Source organism: Rufibacter hautae, from assembly GCF_008271695.1.
Taxonomy (GTDB): Bacteria; Bacteroidota; Bacteroidia; order Cytophagales; family Hymenobacteraceae; genus Nibribacter; species Nibribacter hautae.
In genome coordinates, this window is record NZ_VKKY01000002.1 from 252,683 (window position 1) to 275,945 (window position 23,263).

The following is a 23,263-nucleotide window of genomic DNA, read 5'->3' on the forward strand; positions in this document are numbered from 1 at the left end:
ATGGCCCCTTCCTGCTTTTGGGTTTTAGGCTTATTTTAGGGTAACATCCAGGTAAACAGAATGCCGGCCGTAAGAGTCATAGAAGGGTTTGTACACCACATCGTCAATCGTGAATTGTAACTGCTGGGGATCACCTTTGATGGACTTGCCCAGGTCTTCCGCATCCAGGGTTACCTTACGCCATTCTTTTCTTGCCTCCGGTTCCTGGGCTGCGAGCAAAATAGGGCCGTAAAACAGACTGGCGATGTTGGGCTGGTCCATCACTGGGTCCAAGTGAAACTGGAAAGGCATTTTCAATTCTATGACATCCCCATTTTTCCAGCTGCGGTTCAAGGTGAGGTAACTGCCCGGTTTGGCATCAAGCTTTTGTTCTTTGCCATTGATCTTCACAAAGAAGCCTTTGGTGGCCCAGCCCGGCACCCGCACATTGACATCAAATTTTCCGCTGCCTTTAATCGTCAATCGCGTTTGGTCTTCCTTCGGGAAATTGGTGGTTTGCTCCACGGTTACCTTGTGTTCCGTCCAATCCAGGGTGGAGGGAATGAAGAGGTTTACATAGAGCGCCTTGTTGTCCTTGCTCTTGAAGTAGATGGAGTTCTGGAGTTTGGTACTGCTTTCAATGGCCGTACCGTTGCAACACGTAAAACCTGCCATGTTGGAGTTGCTGAACTGTTTTGTAGATCCGGGTCTGAGCGGAACGTGGTAGGTATTGGCAGGGCTATCCTCCGCTACCGAGGCTAGGATGTGGTTGTACAGCGAGCGCTCATAATAGTCCATCAACTCACCCCGCTGGTCATAGCGAAACAGGTCACTGGTTAATTTCAGCATGTTGTAAGTGGCGCAGGTCTCGTTCTGCCCGCCGGCCGCGAAGCCGTTTTCATACAGGGTTCCCGGTTGGGCCACGAAACATTCCGCATTGTTGGGGTTTCGCGCGCCTGCCACGCCGCCAATGCTGTACATGTAATCATTGACCATTTTGTACCAGAAATTATCGGCTATGTGGTAGTACTCCGGGTTTTTGGTGGCCTGGTACGTTTCTATACTTCCCACCACTTGCGGGATGTGCTGGTTGGCATGTAATCCCCGGAAGAGGTCCACGTTTTTGGCCAAACCATGGACGTGGGATTTGTCGCCGTAGAACACCCTGATGTTGTCAAACAATTGCGCTGTTTTAAGGTGATTCGGTTTGCCGGTGATTCGGTACAGCCGGGCCATGGCCTCATTCATGCCGCCAAACTCCCCGGCAATGTAGGTGTTCCACATCTTGATGAGGGTATCGGTGGGCAGCTTGTTCAAGCGGGCGTACACCCAGTCTCCCATGCCAGACGCGGTGGCCAGGGCTTTCTTGTTGCCGCTCACTTCGTATACATCCATGAGGCCCGCCAGGATCTTATGTAAAGTGTAATATGGGGCCCAGACCTGGTTTTTCTGCCCTCCGTACTTGGCTCCGTTTTCCAGCATGATAAACTGGTCCGGAGGGTAAGCGCTGATGTAGCCCACGCCCCAATTCCAGTAATCGGTCCGGATGCCTTCATCGCTCAGGTCTGAGTCGTATGCTGATTTACCGGGACCATGCGGCACCTTGGTAGGGTCTGTCACTTGCTTTCCGCCGGCTTCTTTCGCCTTCCCAGACAGAAGGGATAACTCATGGAGGGTGTTCACCATATCCCCCATCTTTTTAGAAAAGTTGGCTTGAAGCGCCTTGTCATAGCCGGTGCCGGCATAGGCTTGGGCAATGGCCGTGAGGTAGTGGCCGGTGGCATGGCCTCTTAGTTTGGTGTCCTGGCTGTCCCATACCCCCAAAGGCTTTGCGCCTGCGGGTTGTTTCTGCCCGAAAGCATGGCGGAACATGTAGAGAAACGAATTAGGGTCAGTTTTCGCGAGGGTGGTTATAAACTTGTCTCTGTTCTCAATGAACTGAGTTTCCTGGCCCTGCGCATCTTTTTTCAAGGTCACCTTGCCCAAGTTAAAGGCCATCAGTTTTAACTCTGGCTTAGCAGTTTTCTGAGCCGCCTTCACGGTGACCAATGCCTTTGGCTGGAAAGGTGTGCCTGCCACCCGCCCGGTCACGGTATAGCGGCCGGGCTTCAGAACAGCGCTGTTGTCTGTATCTGCTGGCCAGATTACTCGTACCTTGGGGCCTTTGCCTTTCAGTTCATTTTTGTAGGTGCCCGGTACGTGGCTGGGTAAGCGGGGCAGATTTCCTACTTCCGTCTCCACTTCCACATCAGAGACCTGAACTAAATAGGCGTTGTATAGCTGCGGCTGGGTTGAGGAAAAACGAGGCAGGTCATCCTCGGCCTGCTTGCCGGTGGTGTTTACCATCCCGTCATTGACGCCTCTGCCTTTCTGGGCATTGGTGTAGATGCCGGAGACTTGTCTGCCCGTCAGGGGCACGCGGTAAATCCGGAAATCATGAACTAACGCGTTCAGATTGGGGTCCCCCGGCAACAGCGATTTTCCAATATAAAGCAGGTTGCCGCCGGTTTGCTGACCGAACACCTCGGTTAACTCCCGCGGTATATCTTTGGCTTCGCCCACCCGTTTGCCGTCTACATAGGTGAGCAAGGCCTTTGAAGGAACATCTACCACAATGGCCAGGTGCACCCACTTGTTTCCTTCTATGGCCGGCGAAACGGCTCCTTTTTTAGTTCCTTTTTCACCCGTGATCAAGGCCTGGAAACCTTCCTGCGCTTTTGTGCCCACAGGAGCCGCAAAGAAATGCCGGTTGGCATCTTTCCCGAAATCAAAAAAGCGTTGCCCCGGCTGCGTTGAGCGCAAGTAGACCCACCCTGAGATACTCAGCGCTTCTAAATCTGTCAGGGCTTCTACCGGAAGGGTCACAAAGGCATTGTCATTGCCGGAAAGTGACAACACCTTGCCAAACTTGGGGTCGTTGACAAAGGTTACCTGGGAACTCTGAGCTTTGCCATGCAGGGTATTCCGGGACCAGTCTTTCAGGTCTCCGTTGAACACATAGCGCGCGATCATTCCCGTTTCGCCAATCCCGTCCAGTATCTGGTCTCCATTCTGTGCCTGCGCGGTGTTCAGGCGCTGGGTCAAGACAAAGCCTATCAGGAGGACGTGTAAGAGTACTTTGTGCATTTTCATATTTTAAGTCTATTTTTTTAAAAACCAGATTCCAGGATAGGAGCTGATGAAGGTGAAGTGCGATGAACAGAATTTTCTTCATAGCACGCTCTGTTCACCTGAAGCGGTATTGCTCTACCCGGTTTGCATCAACTCTGTCTTTATCCTTTAGGAAATTGATAACAGTGTGATAACGTCCTGTTAACCAATTCTTTTATAGAAATGAGGTATCGTTTATTTACTTCTTTAAAACTATTAAGAGTCGGTGGGTTTCTATAAGCTTATTTTAGCCGATAATCATATGATATTAACAAGTGCCTTTTTGTGCGGAAGGATTGGTACTGGAGGAGGAGGGTTGGCTTTGGGGTAGGGAAGTGATTTCAAATGCCTGGGATTTGGAGGCACTTGGAAAACCTTAAGCCAGAACTAACGAGTGCCTTCGATCTACTTAGGTAAATTATTATCATCACTGAACCAGAGATTGGCTTTGTTCAATGATTACTGCTTCAATTTGTTTGGAGGACAATTCCTTCTAGTAGCGTTTTCTTCTGGATGGTAAATAATAACAGAATGGAATGTTGATTCGATAAAAGGCCGATAGGGAAACTCGCCTTCGCTAGCCTTGAGGCAAATGGGCCTGAATCCATTCCAACCCCTCCAAGTAGAGGTGAATTCCCAATCGTACCCGTTTGTCGAAATCTTCGTTTTGGGTAGAACCCTTTTGGCTAAACTGGCCGATGAGTTGGAGGTTGTCTTCCAGTTTCAGGTCTGTCACGTGCTCATCCGCCTCCGTTCTGAAAGGGGTGAATTTCTCCTGGGTTGCCTCAAGGGTGTGCGATAGAAAAGAGCCGTCCGGTTGCAGTACAGCACAGGTGATTCCGCTGGCTTTGGCCAGGGAGGGAGCCAGGGTACCTTCCAATCCTCGCTTCAGCACAATGACTCCTTTAAAGCCCGCCATGCCCGCCAGTTTGATCATTTTCTCTATGTAGGTGATATGGAAAACAGAGGTAACCAGAATCTGGGCCTTACAGGGATTCAATACTTTCTCCAGGGTAGCCAGGAACGGACGTTTAAAAATTAATTTCCTCCTTTCAACCCACGCATCCAAGGCCGGTGAAAGAAGCTGCTGATTCAAGGCCCACCCATAGACTGGGGCAGTTGTCTCCAGATCAAGGGTACTTTTCAAAAAACGGCCCGAAAGCGCCTGGTAAATATCCAGTGTATTCAGGGAAACTTTAGGCCCGGACGATCTTCCCATCGAGACAATGGCCATCAACCCAGCCTTCTGGAAAGCTTCGGCCAGGAGAGGCGTGATCATATAGGAATGCTCTACCCCGTCAAAAGGCTCCGCTAACTGGACAAGTACTTCTGTTTCAGGCCTGATTTCCTGAAAACCTGCCGAAAAGGTGGCATTTGCTGCTTCTATCAAGCCATGGTACTCCTCTTCTGTTTCATACCTGATGCGGAGCATGCTCGCGGCCATTCCCCTGAATGTTTCTCCCGGGGCATCAGAATAGAGAAAGGTCCCCAATTGCTTTGCTTCGTCTTTGGTGAGGTGCGCCTTGTCCAGTAGTTTGATGCCTATCTCCTGAAGGGAGGCTGGGGCATCGGGGCAAAGCACGTGATAAAGGTCTTTTACTCCGGTAATAGGTCGGTTATCTAAGGCAAAAAGCAGTTTTTGTTCCTCCTCGGTTACTCCTTTCGCCAGCAAAGAACCAAAGAAAGCTCCTTTTTGAATAGGGATAAGTTCACCGTAAGTGAGATAGTGGGTAATCTCTTCTATCTGAGCGCTGGACAAGGGCTTGCTGCCATGTTTTCCTATTCCTATCACCTTGATGCCTTGCACCAAGGGGTTGTCTAATGAAGCTGAATAAGAAGTATCCATGGGGAAGTGATTTACTGTTTACTGGTAATACCTTTAGAAAAACGTTGAGCTGGCGCTTGCACCACCAGAAAAGCCAGTTCTCCAGCTTTCTTCGGCTCAAAGGCTTTGTGTTTCAAGGCTGTTTTGCCAAAAGTAAGCGGAAAAGAACCTTTAACACCTAATGATCATAGATCGGATACAAAAAGAAGTTTCCTCACAAGTATGGATATGTTAAGCAACTAATCCCAAAATGGAAAATATATAAATTGATAGCACTACTAAGTGGCGCAAGGCAACATACCTGTGTCTGTATATATTTAGGGTTATCTGCTGATGAGAAGCACCCGTTGCCAATAGATAATTTCCAATTTTAAAATTTTTATAGAAGACATAGCTAATTAAACTAATTCTTATAATAAGTTGTATATTAGAGTACTACAATCCAAATTATCCTTTCTCAGTATCATATTAACACCTTAACTAAATAAAAAATTTTATGCGATTAAGATCCCTTACAATGGCATTGCTTTGCGGCGGGGCTACATTCCTAACCGTTTCTTGCGAGAACGAAATTGAAGAGATGGACATGAAAACCGTCTCGGCACGTAATGCCGTGGGTTTGGCTATCGGCCAGGATAATCTTGTCCTTAATCTGCCCCCGGATTACGGGCAGATGAGTGAAAACCTCAGGAATGCCATCGTAGGCGAAGCGGTGGCCCCAAGCGAATGCTACAATACGCAATTCGTGGCTGTCCAGCGCAAGTACGCCGTGCCCCTTGTGGCCGACCCGGTGGCTATTCAGAATTACAGCCTGTATACACAGATCAACCAGATCTACTCCTACTTTTTTGACAGGGGAGAGCAGTACTTCGGTGCAGGAGGTGAGTACACGCAGTTGATGACCAAGCGTACGCGCGAACTGGAGAAGTTCTGGAACATGCCCGGCGAGATTATCGTGAATGGCCAGCACGTCGCCACGCTGGAAAACCGAGAGGCCCTCGCAGATGTCATTGAGGCATTTGCCGAAGGCGTGACCTCACGCGAGCAGGCGTATGCCATCGCCGATGTGTTACTGGCGGAAAATGCCAAGTCTCCGCTTCTGCCTGAGTCCCCATACTTTTCGCTCGATGGCTTTGCCACGCCTTACGATAACCTGATTGTGATAGGTGATGGCCTGGTGCAGATGGTATCCGAGTCCGGCGTGGATGCCGACATCGTCTGGACGGGAGTTCTTGCCCACGAGTGGGCGCACCAAATCCAATTCAAGAACATGGGTACCTGGTATCCCAATGGAGCCGCCGCCGATCCGGCAGAAGACACCCGCTATACCGAGCTGGAGGCCGACTTCCTGGCTGCGTACTACATGACGCACAAACGTGGCGCTACTTATAACAGCAAGCGAGTGGCTCAGTTCTTTGAACTATTCTTCCAGGTTGGTGACTGTGGCTTCTCTAGCCCGACCCACCACGGCACACCTCTGCAGCGCATGGCCGCTGCACAATTGGGGTTCAACCTAGCCGACAATGCCCAAAAGCAAGGCCACATCATGAGCATCGAAGAGGCGCATAGGTACTTTGTGGCTAACGTGGGTAAGATCGTAACTCCGGCCACCGTGTACGTACGGTAGCCCAAGCTAAACAATAGAAAAGGCTGGCCCACAAGGTCAGCCTTTTTTGTGTCCAGAAAATGGCATTGTCGTTACCAGTGTTGAGGTTCTATTAAACAAACCATGGTGGAGCAACTTCGCAGCGGGGGGGTAGACTGCAGATATTTTGACCTTGATGATTCACAAACGTTTGCGCTTGACCTTGCCGACGTTGATGGTACCTTTCCGCCAACTGGTTACAAGGTTGGCATGCTCACGTAGAGCAGGCGGTAGCCATATCGTGCATGTGGGCGTATTCGCCGAGAGGATAACATGGATGCTCACTTTACATGGCACCAGATGATCGAGTGGGATTCTATAGACACACCTCCACCCGGATATTTTTATGGAAACCTTCACAGATCCTTACCTGCCAAATAACCTTACTTATGGCTGCGGATAGTTGGCACGCAAGCGCAAACATCTAATTGGTTAAGCAGGTGCTGGATGGAAGAATGTCGTATATTTCGATGATCCAGAAAAATATAATTTACATCCTCGGCAGGCCTGCAAAGCAATCGGAGGGTTCTTGCTTGAGAACATAGACGCGCTAAAAGCCTTGGATAGCCAAAGAGAGTAGGTATCCTTTTAGCTCACAAGCTTTTCATTATTTCTTTAATTTCTGTTGTCACTGAATCTAGTTGAGGGGTAGGATGCTTGATCACCAACTGAACCCGCTTATGCTAAGAGCCCTATAGTTGGTTCCTGTTTAGTTTTGCTATATTGAGGAATACTATTGTAATATGTAATTAATCTCCCTTTTATTAGTCCAAATACAAAAACTAATTCTCTTGAATTTTATGACTTCAGAAATTTCGCGCAGGGAGTTTATTGTAAAAGCAGGAGTGGCAGCGCTAGCACTTCCGGCTTTGTCCTTTATAGGCAGTGTCGGAGCCGTTTCGGTGCCGGGTATGAAATTAGGGTACGCCTCTATTACCTGGGGCGGAAATGATGAACAGGCCATCAAAGATATTTCCTCTCTAGGCTTTAAAGGCATACAGTTACGCGCGAATACCTTTAAGGAATACGGGACAAGACCTGATGCTCTGCTGGATATTCTCAAAACTCATAAACTGGACCTGTGCATGTTCTCCAGCGGGAATGCCAACATCAACACCGGCAACGACAAAGCGGTAATCGACCAGCATCTGGAGAACGCTGCCTTCATCAAGAAACTAGGTGGCCAGTTGATGCAGGTGACCAATTCCTCACGTCCGAAAGAAGGTGCCCCTAACACGGCCGACCTGAAAAGCTATGGCCGCCTGCTAAATGATATTGGCAAGCGCACGCTCGACCTTGGGGTACAGACGGTCTACCATAACCACATGCACCAGCTAGGGGAAACACCCGAGGAAATAGCAGTCATCATGGAGAACTGCGATGAAAAATATGTAAACCTGCTGCTGGATATCGCCCATTACCAACAGGGGGGAGGAAATCCGGAAGCGGCCATTAGACAATACAAAAGCAGGATAAAGGCATTGCACCTGAAAGACGTGCGGCAGACCCCAGAAGCGGGCCCTAAGGCGTACAAATTTGTGGAGCTTGGGCAAGGTGAGGTAAACCTGGCCACTGTGCTAGTGGCTCTTCAAGAAATCCAATTCAAAGGCTGGGGAATAATCGAGTTAGATGCGGTGCCTGACAAAGACAAGACGCCGCTAGAGTGTGCTAAAATCAGCCATACGTACCTGAAGTCTAAAGGAGTAAAAATTTAATGATTTCTGTAAAACAGGCCATAAATGAGAAACCTAAGAAACAACATAATAATGGGCGCTATGGCAATTGGAACGGTAGTAGCCTGCAATAGCCAACAACAGATGACAGCAAGTGCTACGTCTACTGCTGAAGGAATTACATCACCTGAAAGCCATAATACCTTGACTGCAGTAGAGAAAAAGGCAGGCTGGAAGTTGCTCTTTGATGGCAAAACCACCACCGGCTGGCGGGGTGCCTACAAAGATGCGTTCCCGGAGCAAGGCTGGAAGATAGAAAACGGCGAACTGGTCGTGCTCAAATCGGGTGGCGGTGAATCCAGAAACGGGGGCGATATTATCACAGAGCAGCAGTACGACAACTTTGAGCTGACCCTGGAAGCAAAACTAACCCCGGGCGCCAACAGCGGTGTCAAGTATTTTGTAACGGAGCGTCTGCCTAAAAGCCCGGGCTCTGCCATTGGCCTGGAGTTCCAGATTCTGGACGACGATCTGCACCCCGATGCTAAGATGGGAAAAGACGGCAACCGCACCATCGGCTCGCTCTATGACCTGATTACTGCCCGAAATAAAAAAGTAATGTCCATTGGCGAGTGGAACAAAGTGCGCATTGTTTCCAACAACAAGCACGTGGAGCACTGGCTGAATGGGGTAAAGGTGGTGGAGTATGAGCGGGGTAGCCAGAAGTTCAGAGATTTGGTAGCGGCCAGCAAATACCAGAAGTTTGAAGGATTTGGGGAGGCGCCGCAAGGCCACATTCTGCTACAGGACCACGGCGATGAGGTGCGTTACCGCAACATCAAACTCCTGAATCTGAATACGAAATAAAACATAACATTACAGAACTTCAGAATAGGGCTTGCCATTACCGGAAGCCCACCCCATCTGCCACATGAAACTACTTCTCAAGTTCTTATTAATTGGCTTATTCATGACCCAACTACATTCTGCGCAGGCACAGACCACTGCTGCTACAGAGAAATCCGCCATCAGATTCAACCATCTTGCTTTGCACGTGTATGACCTGAAAAAGAGCTCTGCTTTTTACGAGCAGGTCATGCAGTTCAAAAAGATACCGGAGCCTTTCAAAGACGGCCTGCATGATTGGTTCAGCATAGGTGATCCTTACCAGCTGCACCTGATACAAGGCGCACCCAAAGAGATCTACCAGGATATCACCCGTCATTTTTGTTTCAGCGTGCCATCTCTTGATGCTTTTATGGAGCGCATCCGCAAACACAACATCAGGTACTACAACTCAAAGGGGGAGCCCGACAAGATAAATGTGCGGGCCGATGGCGTGCAGCAGATTTACATCCAGGACCCGGACGGTTACTGGCTGGAAATAAACAACGAGTATTAATCAGCAATAGCATTAGATAAAAGTGCTCTTTTTATTCTGAAGAACGTGTAAAATCAAAATCTAAAACAGCAATACCTATGGACTACAAAGACCACAACCCCCGCCGGGACTTTATCAAAAAAGCTGCGCTCGGAACAATAGGCTTCTCTTTAATGGGCATCGGCATCAGTGCAAAAAGTTACGGCCGAATTTTAGGTGCCAATGACCGCGTACAGGTAGGTATTGTAGGGTTTTCGAACAGGTTTAAGCACTCGTTGTATCCGGCGTTCATGAACCATTCCAAAGAGCTGAACTTTGAGTTTGTAGGTGTTTCAGACATCTGGAACCGCCGCCGCGATGAGGCCGAAGCCTTCATCAGAGAGAAGTCGGGTGGTAAGATCAAGAAGTACCGCAACAACGATGAGCTGTATGCCTCCAAAAACCTGGACGCGGTCATCATCAGTACCGCCGATTTTCAGCATGCCCTGATGGGGGTGGAGGCGGTGCGGAACGGGAAGGATGCCTACATAGAGAAGCCGCTGGCAGAAACCATGGAAGATGCCCGTGCGGTATTGAAGGCAGTAGAGGAAAGTGGTAAGATAGTACAAATAGGATCTCAGCGACGCAGCGCGCCCAACTACATTTCTGCCAACGAGTACATCAAGTCTGGCAAGTTTGGTGACATTACAATGGTGGAAATGAGCTGGAACGTGAACCAGCCGGGCCGCTGGCGCTTGCCTAAACTGGTAAACGAAATCCGGCAGGAAGACACCGATTGGGAGCGTTTCCTGATGAACCGCCCCAAAGTGGCCTGGGACCCGCGCAAGTACCTGGAGTACCGTTTGTTCTGGCCTTACTCTTCCGGTATACCCGGCCAGTGGATGTCGCACCAGATTGATACCGTGCATTGGTTCACCGACCTGGAGCACCCGCGCAGTGTGGTAGCCAACGGCGGTACCTACCTGTGGCAGGACGGTCGCGAAAACCCAGATACTTTAACGGCAGTTTTCGATTATGGGCCGCTAAACGACCCAAAGAAAGGCTTCCAGGTTGTGTACACTTCAAGGTTCACCAACAGTGCCGGCGGCGTGAAAGAGCTGTACTACTCAAACGGCGGTATGTTGAACCTGGACACCAACCAGGTGACTTCAGAAGGCGGTCTGTCGCAGAGCATGGCCAATGAAATGGGCCTGAAAGCTAACCTGCTGGCAGATTATACCCTGCCTACCCGTGCTGAAAAAGTATCTACCGATGCCAACACCGGGGGTGACCCCATGACCTCGCTGCACATGCGTAACTGGATGGAATGTGTGCGCAGTCGCAAAACGCCCAATGCCTCGGTACGGGCTGGCTATAACCATTCCCTTGCTACCATCATGACCCGCGTAGCCCTGCAGACTGGCAAACGCGTCACCTTTGATGATGCCAAGCAGGAGGTAATTGTTAGCTAATCCAATCTTAGAAGAGGCTTCAAATTACCGGCTCCTGAGACAAGGGCCGGAATAGATTTTCCAAAGCTGAAGGCACATGAAAACAAAACCAATAAAGCTTTTTGTAGCACCACTGCTGGCCATGGCGTTGCTGATGGGCAATAACCTACAGGTTGCCGCACAGGGCAAGGCAAAGCGCTTTGTACTTACAGAAAACAAGCAGGAGAAGCGGGTAGACGTAACCGTGGAGGGCAAGCCATTCACTTCGTATGTCTATCCGGATGTACTGAAAAAGCCGGTGTTGTATCCTATTCGCACCGCTAGGGGAAACTTTATTACGCGTGCTTGGCCCATGGACCCAAGACCGGGCGAAAGGGTGGACCACCCGCACCACGTGGGCTTATGGTTTAACTTTGGCGATGTTAACGGACACGACTTCTGGAACAACTCCAATGATACCGGCAGCCACAAAGGCCCTTTTGGCACCATTCGCCATACCAGAGTAAATAAAATGACCAACGGAGATGCAAAGGCAGAACTAGAGGTAAGCTCAGAATGGCAGAAGCCTGACGGTACGGCCTTAATCAAAGAAGATACTAAGTACGTCTTTAGTGGCGAGGGTGATAGCCGCATCATTGACCGAATCACCACCCTGACCGCGCTGAAGGAAGATGTTTTGTTCAAGGATAACAAAGAAGGAGTTATTGCCATTCGTCTGGCCCGTGAACTGGAGCATCCTTCTACCAAACCAGAGGTGTTTACTGATGCCAGCGGAAAGGCCACGCCGGTACCAGTAATGAACAATGAAGGCGTCACCGGCCAATATCGCAGCAGCGAAGGCAAAGAAGGCGACGCTGTATGGGGTACCCGCGGAAAATGGGTGAATCTGACTGGTGTTGTGGGCAATGAGCCGGTATCTGTGGTGTTGATGGATAACCCGCAGAACATAGGCTTCCCTACCTACTGGCACGCCCGTGGGTATGGCTTGTTTGCCGCGAATCCTTTTAGCCAAAAAGTAATGAGCGATGGCAAGGAAGAGCTTAACTACAAGCTTCCTGCTGGTAAGTCAGTTACTTTCCGGCACCGGGTGGTCATCCAATCGGGCAGCAGCCTTACAGAGGCGCAGGTAAATGCCCAGTACCAAAAGTTCACCGGTAAAAAGTAAAATCAAGTACCAGTATCGTGTTTCAAACCAGATGGTGCGGTTCCTGCTATGGGTAAGATAGCAGGTGCCGCACCATCAGCATTAGAATTGTAGCAGTACCGCATGAAAAGCTTTATTCATAGTGCCTTGTTGGCCGTCACCTGTGCAGGCATGTTGCAGGGATGTCAGCCGAACAGTAATACCCAGGTTGTGCAGGAGGAAGGAAAGCCGCTTGAAACAGACTCGGTTAAAATAAGGGAGATGTACGCTTCCTCGCCCGTGTTGTCGCCGGAAGCATCGCTCAAAAAGATGCAGGTAGAGGAAGGATTTACGGTGGAACTGGTGGCAGCGGAGCCCCTGATTAATTCGCCCGTAGCCATGACCTTTGATGAAAAAGGCCGCATCTGGGTAGCAGAGATGCAGAACTATATGCCCGATACGGCCGGCACCGGCGAAGGAATGCCCACAGGCAAGATTGTCATTCTGGAAGACAAGAACGGGGATGGTACATTTGACGACCGAAAAGTATTCCTGGACTCGCTTGTGTTGCCACGGGCGCTCTGCCTGGTAGAAGATGGCTTGCTGGTGGCCATGCCGCCCAACCTGTGGTACTATGAAATAAAGCAGGACAAACCAGGCAAAAGGACCCTGGTAGATAATAGCTATACCCAGGGCGGCAATGTGGAGCATGAGCCAAACGGCCTGCTGCGCGCCATGGATAACTGGATTTACAGCGCTAAATTCACCAAGCGCTACCGTAAAAAAGGAGACAAGTGGCTTATTGAAAAAACGCATTTCAGGGGACAGTGGGGCATTGCCCAGGACAATCATGGCAGGCTTTATTACAACAACAACTCCCAAAACCTGTTAGGCGATTATTTCGCCTCGGGCATGGGCGCCGCTAACGCGAACCAACAGACTGTGGCAGGCTTTGATGTGGACCTGGTAGGCAATAACAGGGTTTATCCGGCCAGGGCTACCACCGGGGTAAACCGTGGGTACCAGGAAGGCGTTTTAGACAAAGACTTGCGCCTGGTAAACTTCACAGCGGCCTGCGGACCGGTTATCTACCGAGGTGGGTTGTTTGGAGAAAAGTACTCCCAAAATGCTTTTGTAGCTGAACCGGCGGCCAACCTGATCAAGCGCAACATTCTAACCGAAAAAGGCTACCAAATGCAGGGCGCGCAGGCGTATGCAGGGCGGGAGTTCCTGGCAAGCACCGATGAGCGTTTCCGGCCCGTCAACCTGTACGATGGTCCCGATGGTGGATTGTATGTGCTGGATATGTACCGAGGCGTGATACAGCATAAATTCTACTTAACCGATTACCTGGCGAAAGAGATAGCCCAACGGCAACTGGAGCAGCCCATCACCTTTGGGCGCATTTACAGGATAGTTCCAGCAAAAAGAGCAGCTAAACCGGTGGTGGTGCCTCATGAGCCAATCCAACTGGTAAAGCTGCTGCAGCATACAAACGGATGGGTGCGAGACAAAGCACAGCAGCAGCTGGTAGATAAAAAGAATCCGCAGGCTATCCCGGCCCTGCGCCAGCTCCTGAAAGAGACAAAGCAAACTATAGCGGCCGCTCATGCGCTGTGGGCCCTGGAAGGAATGGATGCCTTGCGGCCCGAAGACGTTTTGCCCCTGCTAAAACAGCCACAATGGTCCATCCGGATGCAGGCCCTGAGTGTAGTACCCTCCGTAATGACGGCAAAGAATTACGCCCCTTTTGCGCAGGTGCTTAAGCAGCTGGTCGCAAAACGTGATTCGCTGGCGGCTCCGTATGTGGCATTTCTTGCACCTTCTATTCGTCAGTTCGATAAATCTGCTGCCGACAGACTAGTGCAGGCAGTTGTAACCCAGTTTCCTAAAAACAAATATGTGGCGGATGCCGCCATCAGCAGCATGCAAGGCAGGGAAGAGGTATTCTATCGAAAAGCCATGGCTGCCAAGGATACAAGTTCTGTGCTACACGTGCGGCTGGGAGAAGTGCTGGAGGATATGCGGAAAGCAAAACACGGCAAGAATCCTGAACTGCTGGCGAAAGAATTCCCGGTGGGCGCCAAACTGTACCAATCCACCTGCCAGTCCTGCCACGGGGCAGATGGGAATGGCGTGAAGCGCTTGGCGCCGCCGCTGAATAACTCAAACTGGGTAACCGGCAGCAAAAGCAGGTTATTATCCATTGTCCTGTATGGCATGACCGGCCCCGTCAAAGTGAATGGACTATTGTACCAAACCCCCGACATTATGGGCGAGATGCCAGGCATTGGCCACAACAAGGCTCTGTCTGATAAAGATATTTCCGAACTGCTGAGCTTTATCCGGAAGTCTTGGAACAACAATGCCGGTAAAGTAGAGGCAGCAGATGTGAAGCAAGCCCGCAAAGTATACGAGGGCAGGCAGAAAGCATTCACCATGGGAGAGTTGAATACACTGTAAATGGGGCTTCAAATAACGCTCTCGAGGGGATTGCCCTTCTTGCACTTTCTGCACTATTGAGGTTATCCAAAGGACCGAGTCTGGCCAAAACAGATCCACTTGGTCAGACCCAAGGCGTTCCAACCAGGTTAACTTAAGCCACCCTTCAATTACAGGCTGCCAGCCCCTGCCTCCTAATGACCTTTGCATAAGGCAATGGGAATGAGGCTTATATCCCCGCCACCCGGTCAAGATAGCGGCAGGACCTTCGAGGCATCCCACTACCCAGCCAAGGACCGAATCGTAGGGAATCGGACCCCTTGATATTGTCTGAAAAAAGGCTATATTAGAACCGGCCTGGTGATCCAGGACCGCCCCAAGCCAACCCGCCACCAATGGATCCCCGTATCTGGCCTTCCATCCTAAGTGATTGAAAGGGCAGAATCTTCAGTCCCCAAAACCATGGCCCATTGAAACGCACCCTAGCCAGGTGCATTGAAGTTAAACCCTGCGGGCAAACCCACATGCTATGAGAAGGAGAAAATTCTTAAAGGGCAGCGCTGCCATGATCGGCGGGTTCCCTTTCCTGCATCTCGATGGTTTGAAACTCTTAGGTGGGGGGTTCCCTATGGAGGAGGAGGTCTTTACCTTTGAGGTCGGCCAAATCCGCTGTACCGTCTTCCGCGATTTGATGTTCAAGTACCAGGCTAAGGATTATTTCATCAATGCCAGCCCCGAGGAGCTGGAGCCCTCATTACGCAGATACCACGTTACCCCTGATAATATTCCGTCCCCCTTTATCGCCGTCTTGCTTCAACTGGGTGATAAAAAAATCCTCATTGACACGGGTATGGGTTTCTCAGAGAAACCCTTGGTGTTCAGGGGCAACCCGTACGTGATCAAAGGCAGGCTGCATCATTTGCTGCACCAGGAGAAAATAAAAGGGGAGGACATCACGGATGTCATCATCACCCATTTCCATCCTGACCATATCGGGGGCCTGTTCACCGAGCAGGGTAAGCTGAATTTCCCGAACGCCAGGTTTCACACCCACGAGGACGAGTGGGCTTATTGGCACTCATCCCTGTCAGGCAACCAGCCGGCCTTGTTCAGGTACTTCATCGAAAAGAACATCACGCCCTTGAAAAACCTCAACCTGAATCTGCTAAGGGGTGACTTTGCCGATGTGCTGCCCGGCATAACGGCAGTCAAAGCTGAGGGGCATACCCCCGGACAGATAGCCATAAACATCCACTCAGGAAAGAACCACCTGCTCTACATTTCCGACGCCTTCCTTCACCCCCTCCACATGGAGAGGCTGGACTGGCAGACGAATTATGATTTAGACCATCAGAAAGCCCGGCAATCACGGGTCAAGCTTCTTGAGTTAGCGCATAGAGACGATATGCTGATAAATGCCTTCCATTTCAGCTTCCCTGGCTTGGGGCGTATCGATAAATCCGGCTCAGGTTGGGTTTGGGGATACACGGGGAAGTAAAGAATGCCTCTACCCATGATTACTGCCTCCTGTGGGCAGCCCACCCGGCACCTAGCATGGAGCCGGTGGCAGATGCCCGGCGGATTGCACTTCCTGCACCATGGGGAATAGTGCCGATAGTTCCAGTAGTGCGGTACCTAAAGCAGGGCGATTCTGCCCTGGCTTTCTCTTGCCCAATCTAGACGGATTTATGGGCCGGCTCCCCGGTTTCAACCTTGTCAGTCCCCTTAAGGGGCCTTACCCGCCGGCACTAGAAGAAACCAAGACAAGCCAAAATAGACCCACCCGGTCAGACCAAAAGCGTTTCCATCGGGAAAACACACCCCCGCCATACCAGGCATTCCTTTCAAGGATGCCATTTAATCTATAGGATCCGCCCATTGTCAAATGAGAAGGGTTTGGACCGTACGCATACACAGCTCCTCCTGTCTTAAAGCCAGCCGGCACGGCTTCGCCCTGTGCCAAGAAGCGGGTCGGCAGGCAGGGAAATTGGGTACTGGGTTAAAAAAAACCGCCTTGCTTCTCATTGCAAACCAAAGGATTACAGCCAAATTCCTGGGCTACACTGTGGATTTTCCTCCCGAATTGAAAAAAAAAATCGCTGGTTCCCCTAAGGAATCCCAATTTCTGCCGACTAACCGGGAAACACCGAGCATCTTGAAAGAGCAGTTCCTTTTACTCATAGAAAACCACCAGGGCCTTATCCATAAGGTCTGCAATATGTACTGCAGTTCCAGGGAAGACAGGGAGGACCTCTTCCAGGAAATAGTGCTGCAACTTTGGCGCTCCTACCCGACCTTCCGGGGCGGCTCCAAGGTCACGACCTGGATGTACCGGGTCGCTCTCAACAACGCCATCACCAGGGTAAGGAAGGAGTCCAAGTCGGAGAGGTTCGCTGAGCTGGGCCCCGAGGCATTCCAGGTGCCAAGCGTGGAGGGCGACATGGGAGAGGAGATGGCGGCAATGTACGGGGCAATAAAGAAACTATCGCAGGTGGACCAGGCCATTATCCTCCTCTACCTGGAGGACTGCAGTTACCGGGAAATGGCCGAAGTGCTGGGTATCTCGGAGTCGAACGTGGGAGTCAAACTCAACAGGATCAAGGGGCAACTGAGGACACTTATAAGCAAAGAATAGTATGGATCTGGACGAATTCAAAAAGCGCTGGGGCGCCACCCAGAAAGAGGGGCCTGATCAGCAGGGGCATACCCGGGAGGCGATTGACAGGATCATCAAGGGCAACACCTACTCCCTGGGGGAGCTGCGGGAGAAGAGCGCCTTCTGGAACAGGATCGGTGGGTGGAACTCCGCCCTAATGGTGCTGCTGGCGGTCGGTTTTCTGGTTTGGCAATACCACAGGGGCATGGCGGGGGCCGCTCTGGCCGGAAAGCTCCCCTTGGTCGCCGTCCTTATAGGTTTCGCCCTGTTCTCCAGTTGGACTTACCGGCGGCAGGAGGAGATCTTCACGGAGAACACCGACGCCAGCTCAACCGAGGCGCTCCGCAGGACCCTGTCGGAGTTCAGGAGATACTACCGGTTCACCAACACTGTCTTCCTAATTATTTCCCCAGTGGCCTTTTACGCAATGTTCGCGGTTTTCCTTGACCGTCTTGTTCTGTCCCTGGGCGCCGTGGTTCTGGCTTCTGCGGCCCTGACCGGCTTCTCTTTCTTGCTCAGGTACTGGTACTACCGGGCCATCTACTTCAGGAGGATAAAGGCTATGGAGGCCAACCTACGCGAACTGGAGGATATCCCCGGGGCAATGGAGACACTAGGCAGCCATACTCCGGCAAAGTAAAGCCCAGCTATCAATACAGTTTTTCCACTCTCTTAACTTCTAAACCCTTAAACTTTTCAAAATGAAACAAATCCTATTTACCCTGGCCCTGGCGTTGGTTTACCTGGTAGCCCCTGCACAAAGCTTCGAAGGGAAAGTAGTGTATAACAACACCTACAAGAGCAAAACCCCTGGCCTCTCAGACGGGCAGCTGAGTTCGATGATGGGGAACCTACAGAGCTGGTACATAAAAGGCGGGGATTACAGGTCAGAGACCAACGGGGAGCAGATGGTCTGGCAGCTGTACCGCAGCGGCGAGAACAAAGTCTACAGCAAGTTAGCCGGATCGGCTGCCCTGCTCTGGAATGACGGCGCCTCAAACCCCGACAGCGTGCTGAGCACGACGCTCCGGAGGGATGCCACCGAGATCCTGGGTTACAAATGTGACGAGCTGACCCTGGTTTGCAGGAGCGGGGTGCAGAAATACTACTTCAGCTCTAAGCTTCAGGTGGACCCGAACCTTTACAAAGGTCACAGGTTCGGCAACTGGTACGCCTTCCTCTCCAAAGCCCACGCGGTCCCCTTGATGATGGTCATAGAAACCCCTCAGTTCACCATGGAGAGCGTGGCGTCCGGAGTGCATCCCATGAGCCTGGACAATGCATTCTTCGCCCTCCCCGCGGATGCGAAGACCATGAAGAGCCCTTACTGAGAGCGCTCTCCGGGTTACCCCGGGCGGCCACTCAATGCCAGAGCCCCGGATCGTAGTAGCTGTGTGTCCACCCTGCCACTACGATCCGGGCCGGTGACGAACTAACACTGAAACATGTAAAAGCCAACTGCCCCTAGCCTACTTCCTGAGACATCTGCACTAAAAGGGGCCTAAGGGAAGGGGCTCCTTTGTTTTAGGGGGACTAGACTACCTGCCAAAAACCCTTTGAGGGGCTGCACTTCTTGCACTATCGAAAGTTTATAGAAATCGACCTTTCCGCTGTCCCTCTCTCTTGCCCAAATTATCCCCGTGTATACGGGAAAAGAGGTTACCGCCCCCTTGACCTAGTGAGATAGGATAGGATCTCGCTTGCGACTCGCCAACGAATCATGGGTTGGATAAAGGGGAACCTTCGATAGCAGACAAAGAGAAATAGGCGCTTATTCTCAAGGATTAAAAAGGCATATGAATAGGATGTCGGCAAGGACATGAAGGGAAGCGACCGCCAATAAACTATCCATCAACTTTTCGTCGGCTAGGTTTCTAAATTGAAAAACAGAGCAAATCCACTTTGCCACTGCCAAACTTCCGCTGCTATTGACTACATTCCCAAGGCAAGCGCAGAAATACCAACCTGATAACTTAGGTAGAGAGCATGTCTGAGAAAACCGGAATGACAAAGAGCCAGATAATGGTAGGCCTATATGCCGCCTTGGTGGTTTTCCTCACCTACATCATGATCTTCGGCTTCAGAAAATCCTTTACGGTGGCTACCTTTGAAGGTCTGGAAATAGGAGGGTACAGCTACAAGACGGTGCTGGTGATCAGCCAGATGTTGGGTTACCTGCTGGCCAAATTTTACGGCATAAAGTATATCTCAGAGCTTAAGCGAACCGGAAGGGGTACCGTTATTCTCCTCTTGACGGGTATATCCTGGATAAGCTGGCTGTTCTTCGCAGTGGTGCCCCTGCCCTACAACATCGTCTTCCTTTTCATAAACGGCTTTCCCCTGGGCATGCTCTGGGGGGTTGTTTTCTCTTACGTGGAGGGCAGGAGGAGCACCGATTTTATCGGGGCCACCCTGGCGGTGAGTTTCATCTTCGCCTCCGGTTTCGTCAAATCCGTGGGGGCATGGCTGATGGTGCAGTTTGGGGTGTCGGAATTCTGGATGCCCTTTTACACCGGCCTGGTCTTTGTACCGCCGCTGGTGCTTTTCGTGTACCTGATGGAGAGGATCCCGCCACCCGATGGGGAAGACGTCCAGCTCAGGGCAGAGCGTACGGCCATGACCCAAGGAGACAGGAAAAGGTTTGTCAAGGAGTTTTTCCCCGGTATCGCCATTTGCGTCCTGATCTACTCTTTTGCGACGATCTTCCGGGACATCAGGGACAACTTTGGGGCCGAGATGTGGAAAGAATTGGGGTATTTCAACCAACCCGCAATATTCACCAAAACGGAAACCCCCATCACCCTAATCATCTTGGTGCTGATCGGGTCCATGGTGCTCATCAAGGACAACCACAAAGCCCTGCAGACGGCACATGTATTCATCCTGTCGGGGTTTGCCCTCGCCGGAGGCGGCACCTTGCTCTTCACGGCTGAATCTATCGGGTCCGCCTGGTGGATGATGCTTGTCGGGCTTGGCCTCTACATGGTCTACATCCCTTTCAACGCCGTTTTCTTCGACCGGCTGATTTCCACCTTCCGGTATACCGGGAACGTTGGCTTCCTGATTTATCTGGCAGATTCGTTTGGGTACGTGGGCAGCGTGGGGGTATTGTTCAGCAAGGAGGTTCTGAAGGTCCAGTTGGACTGGGTGACCTTCTTCTCAAACAGCGTGATGGGCCTTTCTGCAATAGGTGTCTTGCTGACTGCTTTTTCCATGGTGTATTTCGCGAGGAAGTATCAGACCTTCAGGTCAAGGGAGATAAGGCCTGCCTCTAAAGCTACCCGCTAAATAAAGTATATGGCCGACCTGGCTGCCACCCATGCCTTTCTCCTGCATCAGTTTGGCTACTGAATCCTAGTCCGCCTTCCCTAATGTCCGATCCCAGGAAAATTTTGCCTTCCCTGATTATCCAGGTTTCTATTAATTTCATTTAACTATGATATGAATGAAATGCCGCATAACAGTATAAAGCAAACCCGAAACGTGCTTTACATTGTTTAATGAAGCCTTTCATTTAATCAAATTTCATTTTACTGGATCTCTATGGGTAAGATGAAATATATTGAAGGAGGAGTTTGATATTGATGAAGAAATTGGAGAACCTTTAGTTGCTGTGATAGCTGGTATTGTAGCGTCTGGCATACTAGACTTTTAGTTTATAAAATCCTAAAATCTTCAAAACAGGCACCCACGCAATTTTCAAAATCATCCTGCAGGAAGTGTGTTTACCATGCTTAAAGGACTAACTTTAGTTTTGTGCCTAGGAGGGCAGATTAAATGGTGGCCGCTGCTCGGTGTAAATGGCCCCAAAGGAAGTAAAGGTGTTATTTGTTTCTTGTACACTTATTGATAAGCCCCTCCTTTCTTTACTCCTGAGATAAGGCAAGACAAAGTAGGATGGTATCTATTACTGCGCGTAAAAAGAGCCCCGCGTAATTTATTACGCATCAACTTTGGGAGCAATAAACAGGTTAGGGTGATAGGGGGAAAAGAAGAAGTTGTACGTATATGCGTACGCATTAGAAAATAAGAAGCCAGTAAGTGCTTGTCTTACTGGCTTCTTATAATTATACTCTGTAGACCGTAGGAGTGAATTATCGAACCTTATCCACAATGATTTATCAGTTCTGAGTGATTATCTAAATATGGAGAGATAAGGGTTGAATTCGGATGGAAGTCTGCTGAACATAAGACTGGTTATGTGCTCTGCATGTGATTCGCATTATACAGATGGAGGCGATTTTTCCGGAAGCATTTCAGAAGCATCATCATAAGCACCAATCCTATAGAACTCAAAAGTAGCAACGAGGAGCAACAGTGTTTGGGCAGCCTTGTTGTTCCTCGTTGCGGGGGCTATAGCTCTAGTTTTCTGCCCTCGAAGTGCTACCTGCAGCCTGAAAACCGCTTGTCAGTGTCCGGTATCCGATAGGAAAGCCCAACCGTAGAATCGGCTTCCGTACCGAAGTTGCCGCAGGTACTGCAACAAAGCGTAACAAGTAAATCAACCCTAATCAACGCTGATTAACGGGGAACTGACTCAGATCAACAAAGATTGCAACGCAGTGCAAAAAGGATTACAACACAGAGTAACACCTTATGGATCGAGCTTTTGAGTAGCTTGGGCACCGTGGTCAGCCGATAAGCAAATTGTTGTTAGAAAGGCTTAATAGACTCGTATAAGCTGCGCCAAGCCTTCGACCGAAAATCGTGTTTACACAAGTCCGTAAGGTGACGTTTCTTTATTTTACCATTTGACCTTTGATTTGAGTAACTGCTCTCACTATAGTCTCCTTGTCGAATCCAACAAATTTAAATTGTTCTAAACGGCTGGTTCTATAATCATCATTTTCGATGAATCGTGTCGAAACAACAAAACGAACATTTCCTATCTTCTTTTCTTCAAATTCAGTTTTGTCGGTGTCTAATAAAACACTTTCTATAATTTTGAAGGCTTCTTTTAAAAATCCGGTCGGTAAATATTGGGTGCCTCCCGTTTGTATTTCAATTTGTCCATTTTCATGTTTCATCAGAACTAGTTGAATTTGGTCTATTCTTCTACCTACTAAAGCATTTTTACTATCAAATTCTATGTCGCTTATTTCTAAGTTATATGATTTACAATTAGGACATGATTTTTTATTCTTTTTTAAATAATCCTTTATTATTGTTTGAAATTGATATTCAGATTTCATTAACCGGTTTTCATAAAAATCACTATATGAGTCTGCGATTAAAATTTTGTGCCTCATTCCATCTGTCTTCAGACAAGTTTTGCAAGCAAATTCATAATTTAAAAGTTTCTTATTATTGTCTGATTTAAAAAAGTCGAAAAGTCCCATTATACGTTTTTTTAAGAGTAGAATTCAATAAGAGAATGTGAATGTAATATTATCCAAAACACCATTTACAAAAAATAATGAAGATATAACAGTTTTTAAGGTCTCAGCGTTGTTGTTATGTTCGGTGACAGGGGATAGGAACGCTGTCCTAGCGGTCGTCATTAACAAGTGGTCAGACAGTTGAGAAGCTTATGGAGATGTTGCTTTCCGTGGTAGACAGGGGTAATTCGGCGGTAAAGCTGTCCCAAACCTCCTAAAACACCTTCTGCCGTCTATTAGCCGCCATCTGCCTCCCGGTGCCGCCGCCATCAGCCGCCGCCTTTAGCCTCGATTTGCCGCCTAGCCGCCGCCAGTTTAGCCGCCTAGCCACCGCCACTTGCCTCCCAGCCGCCGCCTGGTAGCCGCCAGCCGCCGTCTAGGTGTCCCTGTAAGTGGGCGCTGCACTCCCCTGGGTATGGGCCAGGCAACGGCACCAGGTGCGCCGGTCGGATCGGCAGCCAACGATGCGGACAGCAAAGTAGCTGCATAATAAAACGGCCAATTCTTGATATGAGAATCTTTATTAACTCATTTGAAACCAATATATCTACTTTAGACAACTCATAAATTGTTAGTTGTTC

At 49.9% G+C, this 23,263-nt stretch carries 15 protein-coding genes; 12 read left to right on the plus strand and 3 right to left on the minus strand.

Annotation, left to right across the window (positions count from 1 at the left end; translation table 11 throughout):
* Window positions 1-30: 30 nt before the first annotated feature.
* Window positions 31-3,111: a beta-L-arabinofuranosidase domain-containing protein gene (locus FOA19_RS10100; RefSeq protein ID WP_149090714.1), complete on the minus strand. Its 3,081-nt coding sequence runs from the start codon at window positions 3,109-3,111 to the stop codon at window positions 31-33.
* A gap of 595 nt (window positions 3,112-3,706) precedes the next feature.
* Window positions 3,707-4,975, minus strand: a complete 1,269-nt coding sequence (locus FOA19_RS10105; RefSeq protein WP_149090715.1) for an anthranilate phosphoribosyltransferase — start codon at window positions 4,973-4,975, stop codon at window positions 3,707-3,709.
* A gap of 496 nt (window positions 4,976-5,471) precedes the next feature.
* Here FOA19_RS10105 and FOA19_RS10110 point away from each other — a divergent pair, with 496 nt between their 5' ends.
* The 12 genes from FOA19_RS10110 (at window position 5,472) to FOA19_RS10165 (ending at window position 20,592) form a co-directional block, all read left to right on the plus strand.
* Window positions 5,472-6,581, plus strand: a complete 1,110-nt coding sequence (locus FOA19_RS10110) for a neutral zinc metallopeptidase (protein ID WP_223808828.1) — start codon at window positions 5,472-5,474, stop codon at window positions 6,579-6,581.
* A gap of 863 nt (window positions 6,582-7,444) precedes the next feature.
* Entirely contained in the window at window positions 7,445-8,314 is an 870-nt protein-coding gene (locus FOA19_RS10115; RefSeq protein ID WP_317132027.1) for a sugar phosphate isomerase/epimerase family protein, read from the plus strand.
* Between the two features lie 162 nt (window positions 8,315-8,476).
* Window positions 8,477-9,139 carry a 3-keto-disaccharide hydrolase gene (locus FOA19_RS10120; protein WP_317132028.1) on the plus strand — a complete coding sequence of 221 codons (663 nt, stop codon included), beginning with the start codon at window positions 8,477-8,479 and terminating at the stop codon, window positions 9,137-9,139.
* Window positions 9,140-9,203: 64 nt separating this feature from the next.
* A complete protein-coding gene (locus tag FOA19_RS10125) occupies window positions 9,204-9,674 on the plus strand; it encodes a VOC family protein (RefSeq protein ID WP_223808830.1) in 471 nt (156 codons plus the stop codon).
* A 77-nt stretch (window positions 9,675-9,751) separates the two neighbouring features.
* Window positions 9,752-11,104, plus strand: a complete 1,353-nt coding sequence (locus FOA19_RS10130; RefSeq protein ID WP_149090718.1) for a Gfo/Idh/MocA family protein — start codon at window positions 9,752-9,754, stop codon at window positions 11,102-11,104.
* 76 nt (window positions 11,105-11,180) lie between these two features.
* On the plus strand, window positions 11,181-12,248 hold the full coding sequence (locus FOA19_RS10135; protein ID WP_149090719.1) for a DUF6807 domain-containing protein: 1,068 nt from the start codon (window positions 11,181-11,183) through the stop codon (window positions 12,246-12,248).
* Between the two features lie 102 nt (window positions 12,249-12,350).
* The gene (locus FOA19_RS10140) at window positions 12,351-14,669 is read left to right on the plus strand and encodes a DUF7133 domain-containing protein (RefSeq protein WP_149090720.1); all 2,319 of its coding nucleotides are present in this window, start codon (window positions 12,351-12,353) and stop codon (window positions 14,667-14,669) included.
* A gap of 508 nt (window positions 14,670-15,177) precedes the next feature.
* Window positions 15,178-16,146, plus strand: coding sequence for an MBL fold metallo-hydrolase (locus tag FOA19_RS10145; RefSeq protein ID WP_149090721.1), 969 nt, complete (start codon window positions 15,178-15,180; stop codon window positions 16,144-16,146).
* 516 nt (window positions 16,147-16,662) lie between these two features.
* On the plus strand, window positions 16,663-17,283 hold the full coding sequence (locus FOA19_RS10150) for an RNA polymerase sigma factor (protein ID WP_223808831.1): 621 nt from the start codon (window positions 16,663-16,665) through the stop codon (window positions 17,281-17,283).
* Window position 17,284: 1 nt separating this feature from the next.
* Window positions 17,285-17,944, plus strand: a complete 660-nt coding sequence (locus FOA19_RS10155; protein ID WP_149090723.1) for a hypothetical protein — start codon at window positions 17,285-17,287, stop codon at window positions 17,942-17,944.
* 61 nt (window positions 17,945-18,005) lie between these two features.
* Entirely contained in the window at window positions 18,006-18,635 is a 630-nt protein-coding gene (locus FOA19_RS10160) for a hypothetical protein (RefSeq protein WP_149090724.1), read from the plus strand.
* A gap of 673 nt (window positions 18,636-19,308) precedes the next feature.
* The gene (locus FOA19_RS10165) at window positions 19,309-20,592 is read left to right on the plus strand and encodes a DUF5690 family protein (protein WP_223808832.1); all 1,284 of its coding nucleotides are present in this window, start codon (window positions 19,309-19,311) and stop codon (window positions 20,590-20,592) included.
* A gap of 1,451 nt (window positions 20,593-22,043) precedes the next feature.
* Here the strand turns inward: FOA19_RS10165 and FOA19_RS10170 are convergent.
* Window positions 22,044-22,643, minus strand: a complete 600-nt coding sequence (locus FOA19_RS10170) for a hypothetical protein (RefSeq protein ID WP_149090726.1) — start codon at window positions 22,641-22,643, stop codon at window positions 22,044-22,046.
* Window positions 22,644-23,263 lie beyond the last annotated feature (620 nt).

Bases quoted from the DNA above. Each gene is read 5' to 3' on its own strand.
- FOA19_RS10100 (WP_149090714.1), bottom strand. From the start codon at position 3,111: ATGAAAATGCACAAAGTACTCTTACACGTCCTCCTGATAGGCTTTGTC.
- FOA19_RS10105 (WP_149090715.1), bottom strand. From the start codon at position 4,975: ATGGATACTTCTTATTCAGCTTCATTAGACAACCCCTTGGTGCAAGGC.
- FOA19_RS10110 (WP_223808828.1), top strand. From the start codon at position 5,472: ATGGCATTGCTTTGCGGCGGGGCTACATTCCTAACCGTTTCTTGCGAG.
- FOA19_RS10125 (WP_223808830.1), top strand. From the start codon at position 9,204: ATGAAACTACTTCTCAAGTTCTTATTAATTGGCTTATTCATGACCCAA.
- FOA19_RS10130 (WP_149090718.1), top strand. From the start codon at position 9,752: ATGGACTACAAAGACCACAACCCCCGCCGGGACTTTATCAAAAAAGCT.
- FOA19_RS10135 (WP_149090719.1), top strand. From the start codon at position 11,181: ATGAAAACAAAACCAATAAAGCTTTTTGTAGCACCACTGCTGGCCATG.
- FOA19_RS10140 (WP_149090720.1), top strand. From the start codon at position 12,351: ATGAAAAGCTTTATTCATAGTGCCTTGTTGGCCGTCACCTGTGCAGGC.
- FOA19_RS10145 (WP_149090721.1), top strand. From the start codon at position 15,178: ATGAGAAGGAGAAAATTCTTAAAGGGCAGCGCTGCCATGATCGGCGGG.
- FOA19_RS10155 (WP_149090723.1), top strand. From the start codon at position 17,285: ATGGATCTGGACGAATTCAAAAAGCGCTGGGGCGCCACCCAGAAAGAG.
- FOA19_RS10160 (WP_149090724.1), top strand. From the start codon at position 18,006: ATGAAACAAATCCTATTTACCCTGGCCCTGGCGTTGGTTTACCTGGTA.
- FOA19_RS10165 (WP_223808832.1), top strand. From the start codon at position 19,309: ATGACAAAGAGCCAGATAATGGTAGGCCTATATGCCGCCTTGGTGGTT.
- FOA19_RS10170 (WP_149090726.1), bottom strand. From the start codon at position 22,643: ATGGGACTTTTCGACTTTTTTAAATCAGACAATAATAAGAAACTTTTA.